The sequence below is a fragment of the Ramlibacter sp. GCM10027632 genome, from assembly GCF_042675325.1.
Lineage (GTDB): Bacteria > Pseudomonadota > Gammaproteobacteria > Burkholderiales > Burkholderiaceae_C > Ramlibacter.
The window spans coordinates 25315-42807 of the sequence record NZ_JBHTGW010000014.1 but is presented as its reverse complement, the minus strand read 5'-3'; the positions used below and the strand labels follow the sequence as shown (position 1 = coordinate 42807).

Below are 17493 nucleotides of genomic sequence, written 5' to 3'. Positions count from 1 at the left end.
AGCGAGCGGATTATAGGAATGCAGTCCTGGTTCGACACGCCCCCCGGCCGCTACCTGCGGGCCTGGGAGCAGGCGGCCTTCGACGAGGCCGTGGCCGACATCTTCGGCTACCACGCGCTGCAACTGGGCCTGGGCCCGCTCGACGCCCTGCGCACCAACCGCATGCCCCACCGCTGGCTGGGCCTGGAGCCCGGCGAGGACTGCCCGCCAGGCCCGGCCCCCGCCCTGCGCACCGGCCTGCATGCCTTGCCCTTCGACGCCGCCAGCCTGGACCTGGTGGCCCTGCCGCACTCCCTGGAGAGGAGCCAGGACCCGCACGCCACGCTGCGCGAGGTCGAGCGGGTGCTGGTGCCCGAGGGCAAGGTGGTGATCTCCGGCTTCAACCCCGCCAGCCTGTGGGGCCTGCGCCAGCGCCGGGCGCACCTGTACCGGCGCCTGGGCCTGGGAGAGCTGTACCTGCCGGCCGCGGGCGAGTTCATCGGCTGGCACCGGCTGCGGGACTGGCTGCGGCTGCTCAATTTCGAGGTGGAGGCCGCGCATTTCGGCTGCTGGCGCCCGGCCCTGGGCACCGAGCAGTGGCTGCAGCGTTTCGAGTGGATGGACGCGGTGGGCCAGCGCTGGTGGCCGATCTTCGGCGCGGCGTATTTCATGGTGGCGGTCAAGCGCGTGCGCGGGGCCCGGCTGATCGGCCCGGCCTGGAGGCGCCCGGCGACAATCGCGTCCGCGCCGATGCCCCTGGCCAATCGGGGGCACCGGGTGCGGCACCATCGACAAGACTCCACACAAGACATCGCTTCGTGAATTCCATCGTCATCTACACCGACGGCGCCTGCAAGGGCAACCCGGGCCCGGGCGGCTGGGGCGTCCTGCTCAAGTCCGGCCCCAATGAGAAGGAGCTGTTCGGCGGCGAACTCGGCACCACCAACAACCGCATGGAGCTCATGGCCGTGATCCAGGCGCTGCTCGCCCTCAAGCGCCCCTGCCACGTCACCCTCTACCTGGACAGCCAGTACGTCCTCAAGGGCATCACCGAGTGGCTCCCCGGCTGGAAGGCCAAGGGCTGGCGCACCGCGGGCAAGACCCCGGTGAAGAACGTCGAGCTGTGGCAGCAGCTGGACAAGCTGGTCAACGAGGGCGAGCACAAGATCGACTGGCGCTGGGTGCGGGGCCACAACGGTGACCCCGGCAACGAGCGCGCCGACGCCCTCGCCAATCGCGGCGTCGAGCTGGCCCTCAAGCGCTGAGGCGCCACGACCTTTCGACCTACCCCTTTCGGGGTGGGCTGTCGCGGGCTTGACGCGCCGTTCACACGGCGCTGATACATTGGCCTGTTACGCATCGAGACAAGTGCTGCGGGCACCTTCCTCCCCACCAGAGAATCAAAAGAAAGTTCGCGTCAATGGCAACCAGACCCCTTTACACCGTGGTGGCCGCCGTCGGCATCGCTGCCGCTTCCGGCGCTGCCTGGTGGTACCAGAACAAGCCCCAGCGCCCGGCCGATGCGGTTGCCGGCGCGGCGGCCCCGGCCGCTTCGGGGGCGGCCTCCGGCCCGGCGCGCGCGCCGTCCGTGGAGGTGGCGAAGGTGGAGGTGGCCCGGCTGGTGGATGACGCCCAGGCCGTGGGCACGCTGCGCTCCCGGCAGAACGTGGTGGTGCGCCCCGAGGTGAGCGGGCGCATCGCGCAGATCAATTTCCGTGACGGCCAGCGCGTGAAGCGCGGCCAGGTGATGGTGCAGCTCGACGACGAGCTGCCCCGCGCCCAGGTGGCCCAGGCCCGCGCCGAGTTGTCCATCGCGCAGGCGAACCACAAGCGGAACCAGGAGCTGGTGGCCCAGAACTTCATCAGCCAGCGCTCGGTCGACGAGAGCGGCGCGGCGCTCCAGGTGGCCCAGGCCAAGCTGGCCCTGGCCGAGGCCACCGCCAACCGCCTGCGCATCCTCGCGCCGTTCGACGGCATCGCCGGCATCCGCTCGGTGAACGTGGGCGACTACCTCAAGGACGGTGCCGACATCGTCAACCTCGAGGACCTGGACGCGATCCTCGTCGACTACCGCCTGCCGGAACGCTTCCAGACCAAGCTGCGCCCGGGCCAGGTGGCCAAGGTCGGCATCGACGCGCTCCCGGGCCGCAGCTTCAACGCCCGCATCCTGGCCATCGACCCGCTGGTGGACGCCAACGGCCGCTCGGTCGGCGTGCGCGGTTGCATCGACAACCGCCTGCAGCAGCTGCGTCCCGGCATGTTCGCCCGCGTGACCGCCGTCTTCGGCGAGCGCAGCGAGGCCCGCGTGGTGCCCGAGGAGGCCATCGTGCCCCAGGGCGGCAGGCAGTTCGTGATCAAGGTGGCCGACGGCGCGGACGGCAAGGTCGCCCAGCGCGTCGAGGTCAAGGTGGGCCTGCGGCTGCCCGGTAAGGTCGAGATCCTCGAGGGGCTCGAGCCGGGTGACACGGTGGTGGTCGCCGGCCAGCAGCGCGTGCAGCGCGATGGCATGGCGGTGCGCGTGGTCGAACCGGGCCGCGGCCCGGGCAATGGCGCGGCACCGGGCGCGTCGGCGCCGGCTGGCGCGGCCTCGGGCGCTGCGGCGCCGAATGCGACCGCGGCCTCCGCACCGGCCGCCGCGGTTGCCGCCACACCGGCTCCCGCCGCCGCGGCGTCTGCCCGCGCCGCCGGCAGGCCCGAACCCAAGCCCGAGGGCGTCGATCCGTGCCTGGCGCTGCTGGGCGGCGGGCCGGGCACCGGCGCCGGCCGCGACAAGCGCTCCTGATCGCGCAGGGAGGCCACCATGCAACTGCCCGAAATCTCCATCCGCCGGCCGGTCTTCGCGACCGTGCTGTCCCTGCTGGTGCTCCTGATCGGCGCAGTCAGCTTCAATCGGCTGTCGGTGCGCGAGTACCCCAAGATCGACGAGCCGGTCGTCACCGTCAGCGTGAAGTACCCCGGCGCCTCTGCCGAGGTGGTCGAGTCGCAGATCTCCAAGCCGCTGGAGGACTCCATCGCCGGCATCGACGCGGTCGACGTGATCACCTCGATCAGCCGGGCCGAGCAGAGCCAGATCTCGGTGCGCTTCCGCCTCGAGAAAGATGCCGATGCCGCCGCCGCCGAGGTGCGTGACCGCACCTCGCGCGTGCGAAACCGCCTGCCGGCCACCATCGACGAGCCGGTGATCGCCAAGGTGGAGGCCGACGCCTTCCCGGTGATCTGGCTGGCCTTCAGCAGCGACACCCTCAACCCGCTGCAGATCAACGACCTGGTGAACCGGGTCGTCAAGCCGCGCCTGCAGACCGTCACCGGCGTGGCCGACGTGCGCATCTTCGGCGAGCGCAAGTACGCGATGCGCGTGTGGCTGGACCCGGACCGCATGGCCGGCTACCGCCTGACCCCGCAGGACATCGAGGACGCGGTGCGCCGCAACAACCTGGACGTGCCGGCCGGCCGCATCGAGTCGAGCCAGCGCGAGTTCAGCGTGACCTCGCAGACCGACCTGGTGCGCGCCGGCCAGTTCGGCGACATCGTGATCCGTACCGTCAACGGCTTCCCGGTGAAGCTGCGTGACGTGGCGCGCATCGAGGAAGGGCCCGCCGACGAGCGCAGCGCGGTGCGCCTCAATGGCCGCCAGGCCATCTCCGCGGGGGTGATCCGCCAGGCCACCGCCAACCCGCTGACGCTGTCGGCGGGCGTGCGCGACATGATCCCCAAGCTCAAGGCCGACCTGCCCGAGAGCATCAACATCGAGGTCGCCAACGACAACTCGCTGTTCATCGACCGCTCGGTCAAGAACGTCTACAAGACCGTCGCCGAGGCCATCATCCTGGTGGCCCTGGTGATCTTCGTGTTCCTGCGCACGCTTCGCGCCTCGGTCATTCCCATCGTCACCATCCCGGTGAGCCTGATCGGCACCTTCGCGCTGATGGCGCTGGCCGGCTTCACCATCAACACGCTGACCCTGCTGGCGCTGGTGCTGGCCATCGGCCTGGTGGTGGACGACGCCATCGTGATGCTGGAGAACATCTTCCGGCACATCGAGGAGGGCATGGACCCGTTCTCCGCCTCCATCAAGGGCGCGCGCGAGATCGGCTTCGCGGTGGTGGCGATGACGCTGACCCTGGTGGCGGTGTATGCCCCCCTGGCCTTCACGCCGGGGCGCACCGGCCGCCTGTTCGTGGAGTTCGCGCTGGCCCTGGCCGGCGCGGTGCTGGTCTCGGGCTTCGTGGCGCTGACGCTCACGCCCATGATGTGTTCCAAGCTGCTGCGCCACAACCCGAAGCCGACCTGGTTCGACCGCAGCATGGAGCGCTGGCTCACCGCCCTGTCCACCGGCTACGCCCGGGCCCTGCGCTGGGTGCTGCTCACGCGCTCGGGCGCCGGCGGCGCGCGCGGCTGGCTGCTGCAGGCGCGCTGGCTGGTGCTGGCGGTGATGCTCGCCAGCGCCGGCGCCATCGCCTGGGTCTGGCCCTCGATGAAGTCGGAGCTGGCGCCGCTGGAGGACCGCGGCACCATCCTCACGGTGGTCAACGCGCCCGACGGCGCCACCCTCGAATACACCGACCGCTACGCCAAGGTGATCGAGCGCATCGCCAGCCAGTACCCCGAGTTCGACCGCATCTTCGCCAGCATGGGCAACCCCACCGTGTCCCAGGGCTCGGTGGTGATGCGCGCCCGCGCCTGGGAAGAACGCAACCGCACCACCCTGGAGGTGGCCCGCGAGATGGGGCCGCGCATCGCCGGCCTGGCGGGCGTGAGCGCCTTCGTGATCACGCCGCCCTCGCTGGGGCAGGGCTTCCGCGACCGGCCGCTGAACTTCGTGATCCAGACCTCGGACAGCTACGAGAACCTGAACCGGGTGACCCGGCAGTTCCTCGACGAGATGGCCAAGAACCCCGGCATCCTGCAGCCCGACGTGGACCTGCGCCTGAACAAGCCGGAGCTGCGCATCACCGTGGACCGCGACAAGGCCGCCGACCTGGGCATCGGCGTCGACGTGGTGGCGCGCGCGCTGGAGACCACGCTGGGCGGCCGCCAGGTCACCCGCTACAAGCGCGACGCCGAGCAGTACGACGTGATCATCCAGAACCGCGCCAGCGACCGCACCGTGCCGGAGGACATCGACTCGATCTACGTGCGCGGTCGCAACGACACCATGATCCCGCTGTCGGCCCTGGTGAAGACCCGCGAGAGCGTGAGCCCGCGCGAACTCAATCACTTCGGCCAGCGCCGCTCGGTCACCATCACGGCCAACCTCTCGCCCGACTACTCGCTGGGCCAGGCGCTGGAGTTCATGAACCAGACCGCGGCCAAGGTGCTCAAGCCCGGCTACAGCACCGACCTGAACGGCACCTCGCGCGAATTCCGCAACTCGCAGGGCGCGCTGGCCATCGTGTTCGTGCTGGCGCTGCTGTTCATCTTCCTGGTGCTGGCGGCGCAGTTCGAGAGCTTCGTCGACCCGTTCGTGATCATGCTGTCGGTGCCGCTGTCCATGATCGGCGCGCTGCTGGCGCTGAAGTGGTCGGGCGGCTCGCTGAACGTGTACTCGCAGATCGGCCTCATCACGCTGGTGGGCCTGATCACCAAGCACGGCATCCTGATCGTGGAGTTCGCCAACCAGCTGCGCGAGCAGGGGCTGGAGCTGGTGGATGCCGTGGTCAAGGCCGCGGAGCAGCGCCTGCGCCCCATTCTCATGACGACCGGCGCCATGGTGCTGGGCGCTGTGCCCCTGGCCATCGCCACCGGCGCTGGTGCCGAGAGCCGCCAGCAGATCGGCTGGGTGATCGTGGGCGGCATGTCACTGGGCACGGTGCTGACGATCTTCGTCGTGCCCACCATGTACCTGCTGTTCGCGCGCCAGGCCGTGCCGGGCGCGATCAAGGCCGAGGCCCGCGAGGCGTCGGCCCACCACGGCGACCTGATCGCCAAGTGAGCCTGGCCGCTCGCACCTCGTGAGGGTGCGGGCTGGTGAGCGCTGGCGGTGCCGGCGCCTCCTGCGGCGCGGTCGGCCCGGGGCCTCAGGCCTCCTCGGGCGCGGCCTCCTCGGCGCTGCGCGCGAACTGCTTGCGCACCAGCGCCTCGAAATCATCCAGCGGCAGGGGCCGCCCGAACAGGTAGCCCTGGAAGCGGGCGCAACCCACCTCGGCCAGGGCCGCCTGCTGCGCCTCGGTCTCGACCCCTTCGGCCAGCACCTGCAGGCCCAGGCTGTCGCCCAGGGCGACGATGGTGCGGGCGATGGCGCGGTCCCCGCCGCTGCCGGCGATGCCCACCACGAAGCGCCGGTCGATCTTGAGTTCGTCCAGCGGCAGGTGCTGCAGGTAGGCCAGGGACGAGAACCCGGTGCCGAAATCGTCCAGCGAGAAGGAGACGCCGTGCGACTTGAGCGTGCGCATGCGGCTGGCGGTGGCGCCGGGGTCGTCCAGCAGCACGCTTTCGGTCAGCTCCAGCTTCAACCGGTCGGGGCGCGCGCCGGTGGCCTCCAGGCGCGCCAGGATGTGGTCCACGAACGCCGGCTCGCGGAACTGGCGGGGGCTCACGTTGACGCCGATGGTCAGCGCCGCCATCACCGGGTCGCTGGCCCAGAAGGCGAGCCTTCGGCAGGCGCTGTCCACGGCCCATTGACCCAGCGCGGTGATCAGCCCGCCGCGCTCGGCCACCGGAATGAATTCATCCGGCGGCACCAGCCCGCGCACCGGGTGGCGCCATCGCAGCAGGGCCTCGGCGCCGATGATCCAGCCGGTGCCATCCACCTGGGGCTGGTAGAACAGCTCGAGTTCGCCGTCGGCCAGCGCCTTGCGCAAGCCCGCCTCGGTCTCGGCGACCGCCACCGCGCTGGCCTGCATGCCCGGCTCGAACAGCGTCACCGCATGCGCGCCGGCGCGCCCGTGGGTCAGGGCCAGTTCGGCCTGCTGCAGCAGGCCCTCGGCCGTTTCGGCGTCGTCGTCGCCGACGCGGGCGATGCCCACGGTGGCCGTGCAGTGCAGGTTGCGGCCCTCGACCTGCACCGGCTGCTGCGCCAGGTCCAGGAGGACTGCGGCCAGGCGGCGCATCTCGGTGGCCGCGATGTCCATCCCCGGCGACAGGCCCTTGGCCAGCACCGCGAACTCGCCGTTGCCCAGGTGGGCGACGACGCCCGAGTCACGCGCGCCCATGTCCAGGCGGCGGCCGATCACCTGCAGGAGTTCGTCGGCCTGCATCGTGCCGATGCGGGCATGCAGCGCGCCGAACTGCTCCAGGCCCACCAGCACCAGGGCGCCGCGCTCCCCGCGCCGGCGCATGTCGGGCAGGGCCTGCTCGAGGCGATCGAGGAACAGGCGGCGATTGGGCAGACCGGTCTGGGCGTCGGTGAAGGCCAGCACCTCGATCTGCTGCTGCGCCTGCTTGCGGGCAGTGATGTCGTGGACCACGCCGAGCAGGCATTCCACGCCTTCGAGCTCGAGCCGGGTGGCACTCATCTCGGCGACGATCACGCGCCCGTCGCGGGTGACGAACTCGACCTCCTGGTTGTCGCAGTGGCCGTGGAGCTGAAGGGTCCGCGTGAGCGCGATCCGGTCGCCGGGGCGTCGCCACAGCGATATCTCCAGCGCGGACCGGCCGATGATCTCGGAGGCCTTCCAGCCGAAGATCCGGGCAAAGCTGTCGTTGGCGGCGAGGAAGACGCCGTCGTCCAAGCGGGAGAGGCTGACCGCGTCGGGGATCGTGCGGAACGCGGTGCTGTAAAGCAGCTCGCTCTTTTCGAGCGCGTCATTCTGCCGCCGCAGGTTCATCAGCAGCATGTTGAACCGCTCGATCAGCTGCCCGATCTCGTCGGCGCGCCCGGGCGGCAGCGGCTGCACCCGGCCGGTGGCCAGGTCGTCCTCGGACAGGCCGGCGATGGCCTCGGCGGCCGCCTGCAGCGGCTCGAGCTGGCGGCGGATCACCCACCAGACCAGCAGACCCGAGGCCAGGGCCAGCACGGCGGAGGCCGCCAGCAGGCGCAACTGCATCTGGCGCGCCGGGGCGAAGGCGATCTCGGTGGGCATGGAGGTCACCAGGTACCAGTTGGCGACGGGGATGCGCTTGGCCGACGACAGCGATCGCACGCCCTGCGGGTTGGTGAGGATGGCGGAGCCCTCGAAGCCCTCGGCGAAGCGGTCGATCGCCGGCACGGCGCCCGGCGGCGGCATGGCGTCCATCACCCGCTTCGGGTCGGAGGCGGTGATCACCAGCCGGTGGTCCGGCGCCACCAGCAGGAAGGTGCCCTGCTGGCCGAACGGGCTGGCCTTCACCGCGTCGAGGAAGTTGGGCCTGTGCAGTTCGATGACGCCGGCGACCACCCCGGTGACCTCGCCGCGGATGTTGCGCACGGGCGCGGCCAGTACCAGCACCGGCACGCCCAGGGCCTTGCCCACCGTGGGGCGGCTGACGACGCGCTGGCCAGTGGCCATCACGGCGCGCACGTAGTCACGGTCCGAGTAGTCGAGGCCGACCCGGGGCACCGCCGTGGGGACCGAGGCGACCGCGGTGCCGCCGGGGTCGGTGATGAACAGGCCGCCATTGAACATCTGCTGGAGCGTCACCGAACCGGCGAGCAGCGCCTGCATGTCGCCCGGGTCCGCATGGCGCTGGCCGGCGAGCCGGCCGATCTCGTCCAGGGCCGCCAGGCGCTCGGACAGTTGCTGGTCGATGGTGTTCGCGAGGATCTTGCTGGCCTCGAACTGCTGCGCGCTCAGGAGCCGCTCGAGGTCGTCCTCGAGGAGGCGGTTGCCGTAGAGGCTGGTGGCCAGCGCGCTGGCCAGCATGACGACCAGGACCAGGATGGTCACCCGGGCCTTGACCGAGCTTCGGGTGAAGGCCTGGATGATGCGGTGCTGGTGCGGGGTGGCGAGGGGCATGCCCGTGTTCTCCTCGCCGCCGAGCTTAAACGAGCCGCAGGGGGGTCAGATCGCCCCGTCGAACATCAGCACGTCCACCTCGTCGCCGACGGCGACGTTGCCCTGCGCATGGTGCAGGACGACCAGGCCGTTGCCCTGGACCATCGAGCTGAGGACGCCCGAGCCCTGGTTGCCGGTGGTGCGCACGGTGAGGGCGCCGTCCGGCCCGGGGGCAACGATGCCGCGCTGGTACTCGGTGCGGCCGGGTTTCTTGCGCAGGGCCTCGGCGCTGCGCGCCCGCAGCAGCACGGGCGCCGTGTCGCGCGCGCCCATCATCCGCAGCAGGGCGGGACGCACGAAGGCCAGGAAGGTGACCATCACCGCCACCGGGTTGCCGGGCAGCCCGAACAGGACGGCGCTGCGTCCGCCCTCGGTGATGCGGCCCACCGCCATCGGGCGGCCCGGGCGCATGGCGATCTTCCAGAAGGCGACGTCGCCTAGCTGGCGCATCATGGCCTTGGTGAAGTCGGCCTCGCCCACGCTGACGCCGCCGCTGGTGATGATGGCGTCGGCCTGCGCCGCGGCCTGCCGGAAGGCGGCCTCCAGGCGGGCCGGTTCATCGCGCACCACACCCAGGTCGATGACCTCGCACCCAAGGCGCTGCAGCAGGCCGCGCACCGTGTAGCGGTTGCTGTCGTAGACCGCGCCCTCGCGCGGCGCCTCGCCCAGGCTCAGGATCTCGTCGCCGGTGGAGAAGTAGGCCACCTTCAGGCGGCGCACGACCTTCACCTCGGCCAGCCCCAGGCTGGCGACCAGGCCGCAGGCCGCCGGACCCAGGCGCTCGCCGCGCAGCAGGGCGGGGCGGCCCGCCATCAGGTCCTCGCCGCACAGGCGGCGGTTGTCGCCGGCCTTGAGCGCGCCGGCGGGGACCTCGATGCGGCCCTCGCCGGCGGGGCGGGTGAACTCCTGCGGCACCACCGTGTCCAGGCCCGCCGGCATGATGGCCCCGGTCATGATCTTCACGCACTGGCCCGGTCCGACCGCGCCCTGCCAGGCCTTGCCGGCCAGGGCGGTGCCGACCGGCTCCAGCACCAGCGGCGCGTCGGGGCGCAGCTGCGCGCCGTCGAAGGCGAAGCCGTCCATCGCGGAGTTGTCGTGGGGCGGCACGCTGATGGGGGAGACCAGGTCCTCGGCCAGCACGCGGCCCAGGGCATCGAGCACGCCCACCGTTTCGGACCCGGCGACGGGCTCGGCCAGGCGGGCCAGGAAGTCGTTGACCGCGGCGGCCGGCAGGGCCTGCGGGTCATAGCCCTGGAGCTCGGCGGCGATCTGCTCCAGTGTCTTCATCGCGGCTGCTCCAGCTGGCGCAGCTCGGCCAGGGTGTTGGCGTTGAAGAAGGCGTTCGGGTCGTCGAAGGGCACGACCACCTGCCGGTGCTGGGCGGTCCAGGCGTCGATCTTGCGGCCGCCGGCCTGGGTGAAGCGGGTCAGGCTGTCGATCAGGTCGGCCCGCAGCAGGCAGAACACGGGCTGGGTGCGCACCTGGCCGTCGGCCTCGGGCGCAGCGGCCATGGCGATCTCGGCATCCTGCGTCTCGAGCGCGGCGGCCAGGCGCTCGACCAGGTCCAGCGGGAACAGCGGCGTGTCGCAGGGCACGGTGACGAGGTAGGGCGTCTCGCAGTGCGACAGCCCGGTCATGAACCCCGCCAGCGGGCCGGCGAAGTCGGGCAGGGCGTCATGCCACACCGGCGCGCCGAACGACTCGTAGGCCGAGAGGTTGCGGTTCGCATTGACCAGGACCTGCGCCACCTGCGGCTGCAGCCGCATCAGGGTGTGCAGGGCCAGGGGGATGCCGTTGAAGTTCTGCAGGCCCTTGTCGACCCCGCCCATGCGGGAGCCGCGGCCGCCGGCCAGGACCAGGCCGGTGATGTCGAGGGAAGTGATCATCCGCCGATGTAGCTCATTTCGACGCGACGGCGGCCGCTGCCCGTGTCGGGCGCCAGCTCGCTGCGCAATTGGGAATAGCGGTCCGCGCGGCCCTGCCAGAGGTGGCCCACGGCCGCGGCGAGTTGGGCATCGCTGGCGCCGCCGCGCACCAGGGCGCGCAGGTCGTGGCCCTGCGAGGCGAAGAGGCACAGGTAGACCTGGCCCTCGGTGGACAGGCGGGCGCGGTTGCAGTCGCCGCAGAAGGCCTGGGTGACGCTGCTGATGAAGCCGACCTCGCCGCTGCCGTCCGCATAGGCCCAGCGCTGCGCGGTCTCGCCCGGCGCGCTGTGTTCCAGGGGCGCCAGGGGCATCTCGGCGTGGATCAGGCGCTGGACCTCGGCCGAGGGCAGGACTTCGTCCATGCGCCAGCCGTTGGTGGCGCCCACGTCCATGTACTCGATGAAGCGAAGCACGTGGCCGGTGCCGCGGAAGTGCCGCGCCATCGGCACGATCTCGTGGTCGTTGGTGCCGCGCTTGACGACCATGTTGACCTTGACCGGGCCCAGGCCCGCCCGCTTGGCCGCGTCGATACCGGCCAGCACCTCGGCCACCGGGAAGTCGACGTCGTTCATGCGGCGGAAGACGAGGTCGTCCAGCCCGTCGAGGCTCACCGTCACGCGGTTCAGGCCGGCGGCCTTGAGCGCGGCGGCCTTGCGCGCCAGCAGCGAGCCGTTGGTGGTGAGGGTCAGGTCGGGCGGGGCGCCGTCGACGGTGCGCAGCTGGGCCAGCTGCGCGATCAGCACCTCGATGTTCTTGCGAAGCAGGGGCTCGCCGCCGGTGAGCCGGATCTTGCGCACGCCCAGGGCCATGAAGGCGCGGGCCACGCGGGTGATCTCCTCGAACGTGAGCAGGTCGGCATGCGGCAGGTAGGGGTAGTCCTTGTCGAACACCTCCTTGGGCATGCAGTAGCTGCAGCGGAAGTTGCAGCGGTCGGTCACGCTGATGCGCAGGTCGCGCAGCGGCCGGCCCAGGGCATCGGCGACGCGCCCGTCAGCGGGCAGGGGCTGTTCGGGCACGGCCATCGGCCGGCCGGCGGGGCGATGGGGTACCAGGGGAATCACGCGTTCAGCCATGGCGTGATTGTCCTTCACCCGGGAGGCCCATGGCGTGGCGGCCCGCGTGGCGCCAGAACGCGCTGAACGAGCGCGCCGCCGCCGGAGGCGCCGCGAACAGGCGGGGCACCGGCCGGGCCTGCACGCCCAGGCTGGCCCAGGCCTGCCGGTAGCCCGGGAAGGCGCAGGCCGTCGCGGTGGCTGGCCGGCGGGCCAGGTGCAGTCGGTGCAGGTCACCGAGCCAGATCGCGTCGCAGCTCGCCGCCATCGCGCCCAGCATGAAGCGCCAGCGCCGCTCGCTCCAGGGCCAGTCCACGTGGGCGGGCAGGTGGACCACGCCGAGGCGGAAGGCGCCGGGCGTGCCGCCCGGGCCCAGGGCCCAGGGGTGCACGAGTTCCAGCGGGCGGCCCGCGGTGTCGGGGGCTTCGCCCCGGGACAGGGGACAGGACAGGCCCGCGAGCAGGCCGGCCGGCGGGGCCGCCAGCAGCGAGGGCTCGGCCACGCCTGGCGCGTCGGGGCGCTGCGGGCCGAGGTCCGCAGCGCGGTAAGCCAGCCCCGCCAGCGCCTCGTCGCCGGCGTCGATCACGGTGCCGGTGCTGTCCCAGGCCGCGGCCGCGCCGGCCGGGGCGAACGCTGCCACGTTCCGCGCGTTGAACAGGTAGGGCTTGGCCGAAAAGCTGCCCGCCACCCACTGCCAGCCGAGGTGGTTGCTGGCGAGGTCGCCATCGAGCAGGTGGCCCCACAGCCAGTCGGCCCCGGCGCGCCAGCGGACCTTGCGCAGGTGGACGAGGTAGCTCGCCAGCCAGAGGCGGGCGTGGTTGTGGAGGTAGCCGGTGGCGTACAGCACGCGTACCGCGGCATCGATGGCCGGCACGCCGGTGCGTCCCTCGCGCACGTCGGCCGGCACGGCGTCGGCATAGCGCCCGGGCCAGGGCAGGGTGGGGCGCATGTCCTCGAGGATCGCGTCGCCGGCGTGGGCCCAGGCGTGGTGGAAGAACTCGCGCCAGCCGAATTCGCTGGCCAGCTTGTCCTGCGGGCCGAGGCCGTGGCGGCGGTCCACGACGGCGGCCACCTCGGGCAGGGTCACCAGCCCGTGCGTCAGGTAGGGCGACAGGCCGGTGACCGCGCCATCGAGCCGGTTGCGGGTGCGGGCGTAGGGGCCTGGCTCGGCGCGGGCCGCCCGCGCCAGGGCGGCCTCGCGCGTCGGCTCGAAGCTGCGCAGGTGCGCAGGAACGCCGAGGCGGTCCAGGGTCTCGGGGGAAAACGGCATGCGCCGCATTGTTGGCGCATCGCGCCGCGCCCGCCCGCGCCGGGGCTTTCAGCGGGGCTGGCCGTGGCGGATCGCGACCGTCTTGACCGTGGTGAACCCGTACAGGGCCTCGAAGCCCTTCTGGCGGCCGTGGCCCGAGGCCTTCACGCCGCCGAAGGGAAGCTCGACGCCGCCTCCCGCGCCGTAGTTGTTGATGAACACCTGGCCGCTGCGGATGCGGCGGGCCATGCGCAGCTGGCGGCCGCCGTCACGGGTCCAGACGCCGGCGACCAGGCCGAACTCGGTGGCATTGGCCAGGCGCACCGCCTCGTCCTCGTCGGCGAAGCGCATGGCGGCCAGCACCGGGCCGAAGACCTCCTCGCGGGCCAGCCGGTGGCCCGCGGGCACGTCCCGCAGCAGCGCGGGGGCCTGGTAGAAGCCCGACTCCGGCGCCTCGTCGACGATGCGGCCCTCGGCCACGATGGGAATGCCGGCATGCTGCGCGTCGGACAGGAAGTCCCAGACCCGCTGCATCTGCCCGGGGCGGATCAGGGGGCCGAGGTCCAGGTCCATCGACGCCGGCCCCACCCGCAGCCTGGCGAAGGCCTCGCCCAGGCGCTCCATCAGGGGCTCGTACAGGCCGTCCTGCACCAGCAGGCGCGAGCCGGCGGAACAGGCCTGGCCGCCGTTCTGCGAGATGGCGGCCAGCACCGTGGGCACGGCCAGGCCCAGGTCGCAGTCGGCGAACAGGATCTGCGGGCTCTTGCCACTGAGCTCCAGCGTCACCGGGCAATGCCGCAGGGCCGCGGCCTGCTGCACCTGCACGCCGGTCTGCGAGCTGCCGGTGAAGCTGATGTGGTCCACCTCGGGGTGGCGCACCAGCGCGTCGCCGGCCTCGTGGCCCAGGCCGGTGACCACGTTGATCGCGCCGGCGGGAAAACCGCAGTCGGCCGCGAGCTGGGCCACCCGCAGCACCGACAGGCAGGCGTCCTCGGCCGGCTTGACCACGCAGGTGTTGCCCGCGGCCAGGGCCGCCGCCACGCTGCGCCCCAGCAGCTGCATGGGGTAGTTCCAGGGAATGATGTGCCCGGTGACGCCGTACGGCTCGCGCCAGGTCAGGACGGTGTAGTCCTCGTCATAGGGCAGGGTCTGGCCGTGCAGCTTGTCGCAGGCGCCGGCATAGAACTCGAAGTAGCGCGCCAGCATGGCGGCATCGGCGCGCGCCTGGCGGGTCGGCTTGCCGCAATCGCGCTGCTCGATCCCGGCCAGTTCCTCGGCATGGGCCGCCACCGCCTGGGACAGCCGCATCAGCAGGCGCCCGCGCTCCGGAGCGCCCATGCGGCTCCAGACCGCCTCGAAGCACTGGCGCGCGGCCCGGGCCGCGCGGTCGATGTCCTCGGCGCTGCCCCGGGCGATCTCGTCGTAGGGCAGGCCGTCGGAGGGGTCGACGACCGGCAGCGTGCGGCCGGTCGACCCCGGGGTCGGCGCGTTGGCGATGAAGTGCTGTTGCATGCAGCCCCCTCGGCGCCGCCGCGATCAGCCGCCGTGGAAGCGCACCACCAGCGGCACGATCAGGAGCGCCACGATGTTGATGATCTTGATCAGCGGGTTCACGGCCGGGCCGGCCGTGTCCTTGTACGGATCGCCCACGGTATCACCGGTGACGGCGGCCTTGTGGGCTTCCGATCCCTTGCCGCCGTGGTGGCCGTCCTCGATGTACTTCTTGGCGTTGTCCCAGGCGCCGCCGCCGGTGCACATGGAGATGGCGACGAACAGGCCGGTGACGATGGTTCCCATGAGCAGGCCGCCCAGGGCCTTGGGGCCCAGCGCCAGGCCGACCACGATCGGCACGACCACGGGCAGCAGGGAGGGGATCACCATCTCCTTGATGGCGGCGCCGGTGAGCATGTCCACCGCCTTGCCGTACTCGGGCTTGCCGCTGCCGTCCATGATGCCCTTGATCTCGGCGAACTGGCGGCGCACCTCCACCACCACCGCGCCGGCCGCGCGGCCCACGGCCTCCATGGCCATGGCGCCGAACAGGTAGGGGATCAGGCCGCCGATGAACAGGCCGATGATCACCATCGGGTCGGACAGGTCGAAGCTGATCGCCTTGCCGTAGGTCTCGAGCTTGTGGGTGTAGTCGGCGAACAGCACCAGCGAGGCCAGGCCCGCGGAGCCGATGGCGTAGCCCTTGGTGACTGCCTTGGTGGTGTTGCCCACGGCGTCCAGCGGGTCGGTGATGTCGCGCACCGAGGCGGGCATCTCGGCCATCTCGGCGATGCCGCCGGCGTTGTCGGTGATCGGGCCGTAGGCGTCCAGGGCGACCACGATGCCGGCCATGGACAGCATGGACATGGCGGCCACCGCCACGCCGTACAGGCCGGCCAGCGTGTAGGCCGCGATGATGGCGGCGCAGACGAACAGCACCGGCCAGGCGGTCGAGCGCATCGAGACGCCGAGGCCGGCGATGATGTTGGTGCCGTGGCCGGTGGTGGAGGCCTGGGCGATGTGGCGCACCGGCGAATACTGCGTCCCGGTGTAGAACTCGGTGATCCAGACCAGCGCGCCGGTCAGCACCAGGCCCACCACGCAGGCGCCGAACAGGCGCATCTGCGAGCCGGAGGCGGCGACGGCGTCGTCGGGCACCAGCCACACGGTCACGCCGTAGAAGGCCACCAGCGAGAGCACGCCGGCGATGGCCAGGCCCTTGTACAGGGCGGGCATCACGTTGCGCATGCCGGGCGTGGCCTTGACGAAGCCGCAGCCGATGATGGAGGCGATGATGGACACGCCGCCCAGCGCCAGCGGGTACAGCGTGGCCGCCACCGGCGCGGCGGTCACCAGCAGGGCGCCCAGCACCATGGTGGCGATCAGCGTGACCGCGTAGGTCTCGAACAGGTCGGCGGCCATGCCGGCGCAGTCGCCGACGTTGTCGCCCACGTTGTCGGCGATCACCGCGGGGTTGCGCGGGTCGTCCTCGGGAATGCCGGCCTCGACCTTGCCCACCAGGTCAGCGCCGACGTCAGCGCCCTTCGTGAAGATGCCGCCGCCCAGCCGGGCGAAGATGGAGATCAGCGAGGAGCCGAAGGCGAAGCCGATCAGGGGATTGAGCACCACCGAGAGCTTGCGATCCGGGGTGGCCGCGCCGTTGCCGACCAGGAACCAGTAGAAGGCCGTCACGCCCAGCAGGCCCAGGCCCACCACCAGCATGCCGGTGATGGCGCCGCCGCGGAAGGCCACGTCCAGCGCCGGGCCGATGCCGCGGGTGGCAGCCTGGGCGGTGCGCACGTTGGCGCGCACCGAGACGTTCATGCCGATGAAGCCGCAGGCGCCAGAGAGCACCGCGCCGACCACGAACCCGGTGGCGGTCAGGCCGTCCAGGAAGATGCCGATCAGGATGGCCAGCACCACGCCGACGATGGCGATGGTGGTGTACTGGCGCGCCAGGTAGGCCGCCGCGCCGGCCTGGATGGCCGCGGCGATCTCCTGCATGCGGGGGTTGCCGGCGTCCTGCGAGAGGATCCAGCCGCGGGCCCAGAAACCGTAGATCACGGCCGCCAGTCCGCAGACGAGCGCCAGGATCAGCGCCGAGTTGCCTGTCATCTTCTTCTCCTACAGTCTTTGTTGAACTTGGAGGAAGCCACGCAGGCGGGGCTTCCGCTGCGTTGCTTCCTCGTGGCTCCCTGACTGCCGGAGACGATTGGCCAACAAGGGCAATATACAGGTGGGTTGGCGCGTCAGAACCGGGAAAGGCGAGGATGAGAAACTAAAATCAGGGTTTTTCCCGAGACATTCACGAGACAACACGAGACTTCCACCATGTCCCTCGACCAAGTTTCCGCCGGCAAGAACATCCCCGATTCCTTCAACGTGATCATCGAAATCCCGATGAACGCCGACCCCGTCAAGTACGAGGTCGACAAGGAGTCGGGCGCCATCTTCGTGGACCGCTTTATGAGCACCGCGATGCACTACCCGACCAACTACGGCTACGTGCCCAAGACCATCTCCGGTGACGGCGACCCGGTCGACGTGCTGGTCATCACCCCCGTGCCCCTGATCCCGGGCGTCGTCGTACCCTGCCGCGCCATCGGCATCCTGAAGATGCAGGACGAGGCCGGCGAGGACGGCAAGGTGCTGGCCGTGCCGATCGACAAGATCCTGCCGATCTACACGCACTGGCAGAAGCCGGAGGACATGAACCCCCTGCGCCTGAAGACCATCGCCCACTTCTTCGAGCACTACAAGGACCTCGAGGCCGGCAAGTGGGTCAAGGTCCTGGGCTGGGAAGGCCCCGAAGCCGCCAAGAAGGAAATCCTGGACGGCGTCGAGAACTACAAGAAGGCCCAGCAGGGCTGATCGTCCCCGGCCTG

Annotated in this window: 12 protein-coding genes; 5 read left to right on the top strand and 7 right to left on the bottom strand. The window is 71.3% G+C overall.

Annotated features, from left to right (window positions below; all coding sequences use genetic code 11):
* Nucleotides 1-18: 18 nt before the first annotated feature.
* The 4 genes from ACFQZY_RS17640 to ACFQZY_RS17625 all read left to right on the top strand — a co-directional run bounded on the left by ACFQZY_RS17640 (nt 19) and on the right by ACFQZY_RS17625 (nt 5911).
* The gene (locus ACFQZY_RS17640; RefSeq protein ID WP_377418291.1) at nt 19-801 is read left to right on the top strand and encodes a class I SAM-dependent methyltransferase; all 783 of its coding nucleotides are present in this window, start codon (nt 19-21) and stop codon (nt 799-801) included.
* Nucleotides 798-1244, top strand: coding sequence for a ribonuclease HI (rnhA, locus tag ACFQZY_RS17635; RefSeq protein WP_377418289.1), 447 nt, complete (start codon nt 798-800; stop codon nt 1242-1244). Before ACFQZY_RS17640 ends, rnhA begins: the two co-directional genes overlap by 4 nt.
* A 155-nt stretch (nt 1245-1399) precedes the next feature.
* Nucleotides 1400-2761: an efflux RND transporter periplasmic adaptor subunit gene (locus tag ACFQZY_RS17630; RefSeq protein WP_377418286.1), complete on the top strand. Its 1362-nt coding sequence runs from the start codon at nt 1400-1402 to the stop codon at nt 2759-2761.
* A gap of 18 nt (nt 2762-2779) precedes the next feature.
* On the top strand, nt 2780-5911 hold the full coding sequence (locus ACFQZY_RS17625) for an efflux RND transporter permease subunit (protein ID WP_377418283.1): 3132 nt from the start codon (nt 2780-2782) through the stop codon (nt 5909-5911).
* An 85-nt stretch (nt 5912-5996) separates the two neighbouring features.
* Here ACFQZY_RS17625 and ACFQZY_RS17620 read toward each other — a convergent pair whose 3' ends face one another.
* The 7 genes from ACFQZY_RS17620 to ACFQZY_RS17590 are packed head-to-tail and all read right to left on the bottom strand — an operon-like array spanning nt 5997 to nt 16723.
* On the bottom strand, nt 5997-8852 hold the full coding sequence (locus ACFQZY_RS17620; protein ID WP_377418280.1) for an EAL domain-containing protein: 2856 nt from the start codon (nt 8850-8852) through the stop codon (nt 5997-5999).
* A gap of 45 nt (nt 8853-8897) precedes the next feature.
* Entirely contained in the window at nt 8898-10178 is a 1281-nt protein-coding gene (gene glp / locus ACFQZY_RS17615) for a gephyrin-like molybdotransferase Glp (protein WP_377418277.1), read from the bottom strand.
* Complete coding sequence (gene mobA / locus ACFQZY_RS17610; RefSeq protein WP_377418274.1) at nt 10175-10777, bottom strand: molybdenum cofactor guanylyltransferase MobA; 603 nt, start codon at nt 10775-10777, stop codon at nt 10175-10177. The genes glp and mobA overlap by 4 nt, the downstream gene beginning before the upstream one ends.
* Nucleotides 10774-11889: a GTP 3',8-cyclase MoaA gene (moaA, locus tag ACFQZY_RS17605; RefSeq protein WP_377418271.1), complete on the bottom strand. Its 1116-nt coding sequence runs from the start codon at nt 11887-11889 to the stop codon at nt 10774-10776. The genes mobA and moaA overlap by 4 nt, the downstream gene beginning before the upstream one ends.
* Nucleotides 11882-13138, bottom strand: coding sequence for an FAD-binding domain-containing protein (locus tag ACFQZY_RS17600; protein ID WP_377418268.1), 1257 nt, complete (start codon nt 13136-13138; stop codon nt 11882-11884). The genes moaA and ACFQZY_RS17600 overlap by 8 nt, the downstream gene beginning before the upstream one ends.
* Nucleotides 13139-13186: 48 nt before the next feature.
* Nucleotides 13187-14629: an aldehyde dehydrogenase family protein gene (locus ACFQZY_RS17595; protein WP_377418265.1), complete on the bottom strand. Its 1443-nt coding sequence runs from the start codon at nt 14627-14629 to the stop codon at nt 13187-13189.
* A gap of 24 nt (nt 14630-14653) precedes the next feature.
* Nucleotides 14654-16723, bottom strand: a complete 2070-nt coding sequence (locus ACFQZY_RS17590; RefSeq protein ID WP_377418262.1) for a sodium-translocating pyrophosphatase — start codon at nt 16721-16723, stop codon at nt 14654-14656.
* Between the two features lie 216 nt (nt 16724-16939).
* Between ACFQZY_RS17590 and ppa the strand changes: the two genes are divergently transcribed.
* The gene (gene ppa, locus ACFQZY_RS17585) at nt 16940-17479 is read left to right on the top strand and encodes an inorganic diphosphatase (RefSeq protein ID WP_377418259.1); all 540 of its coding nucleotides are present in this window, start codon (nt 16940-16942) and stop codon (nt 17477-17479) included.
* Nucleotides 17480-17493: the final 14 nt, after the last annotated feature.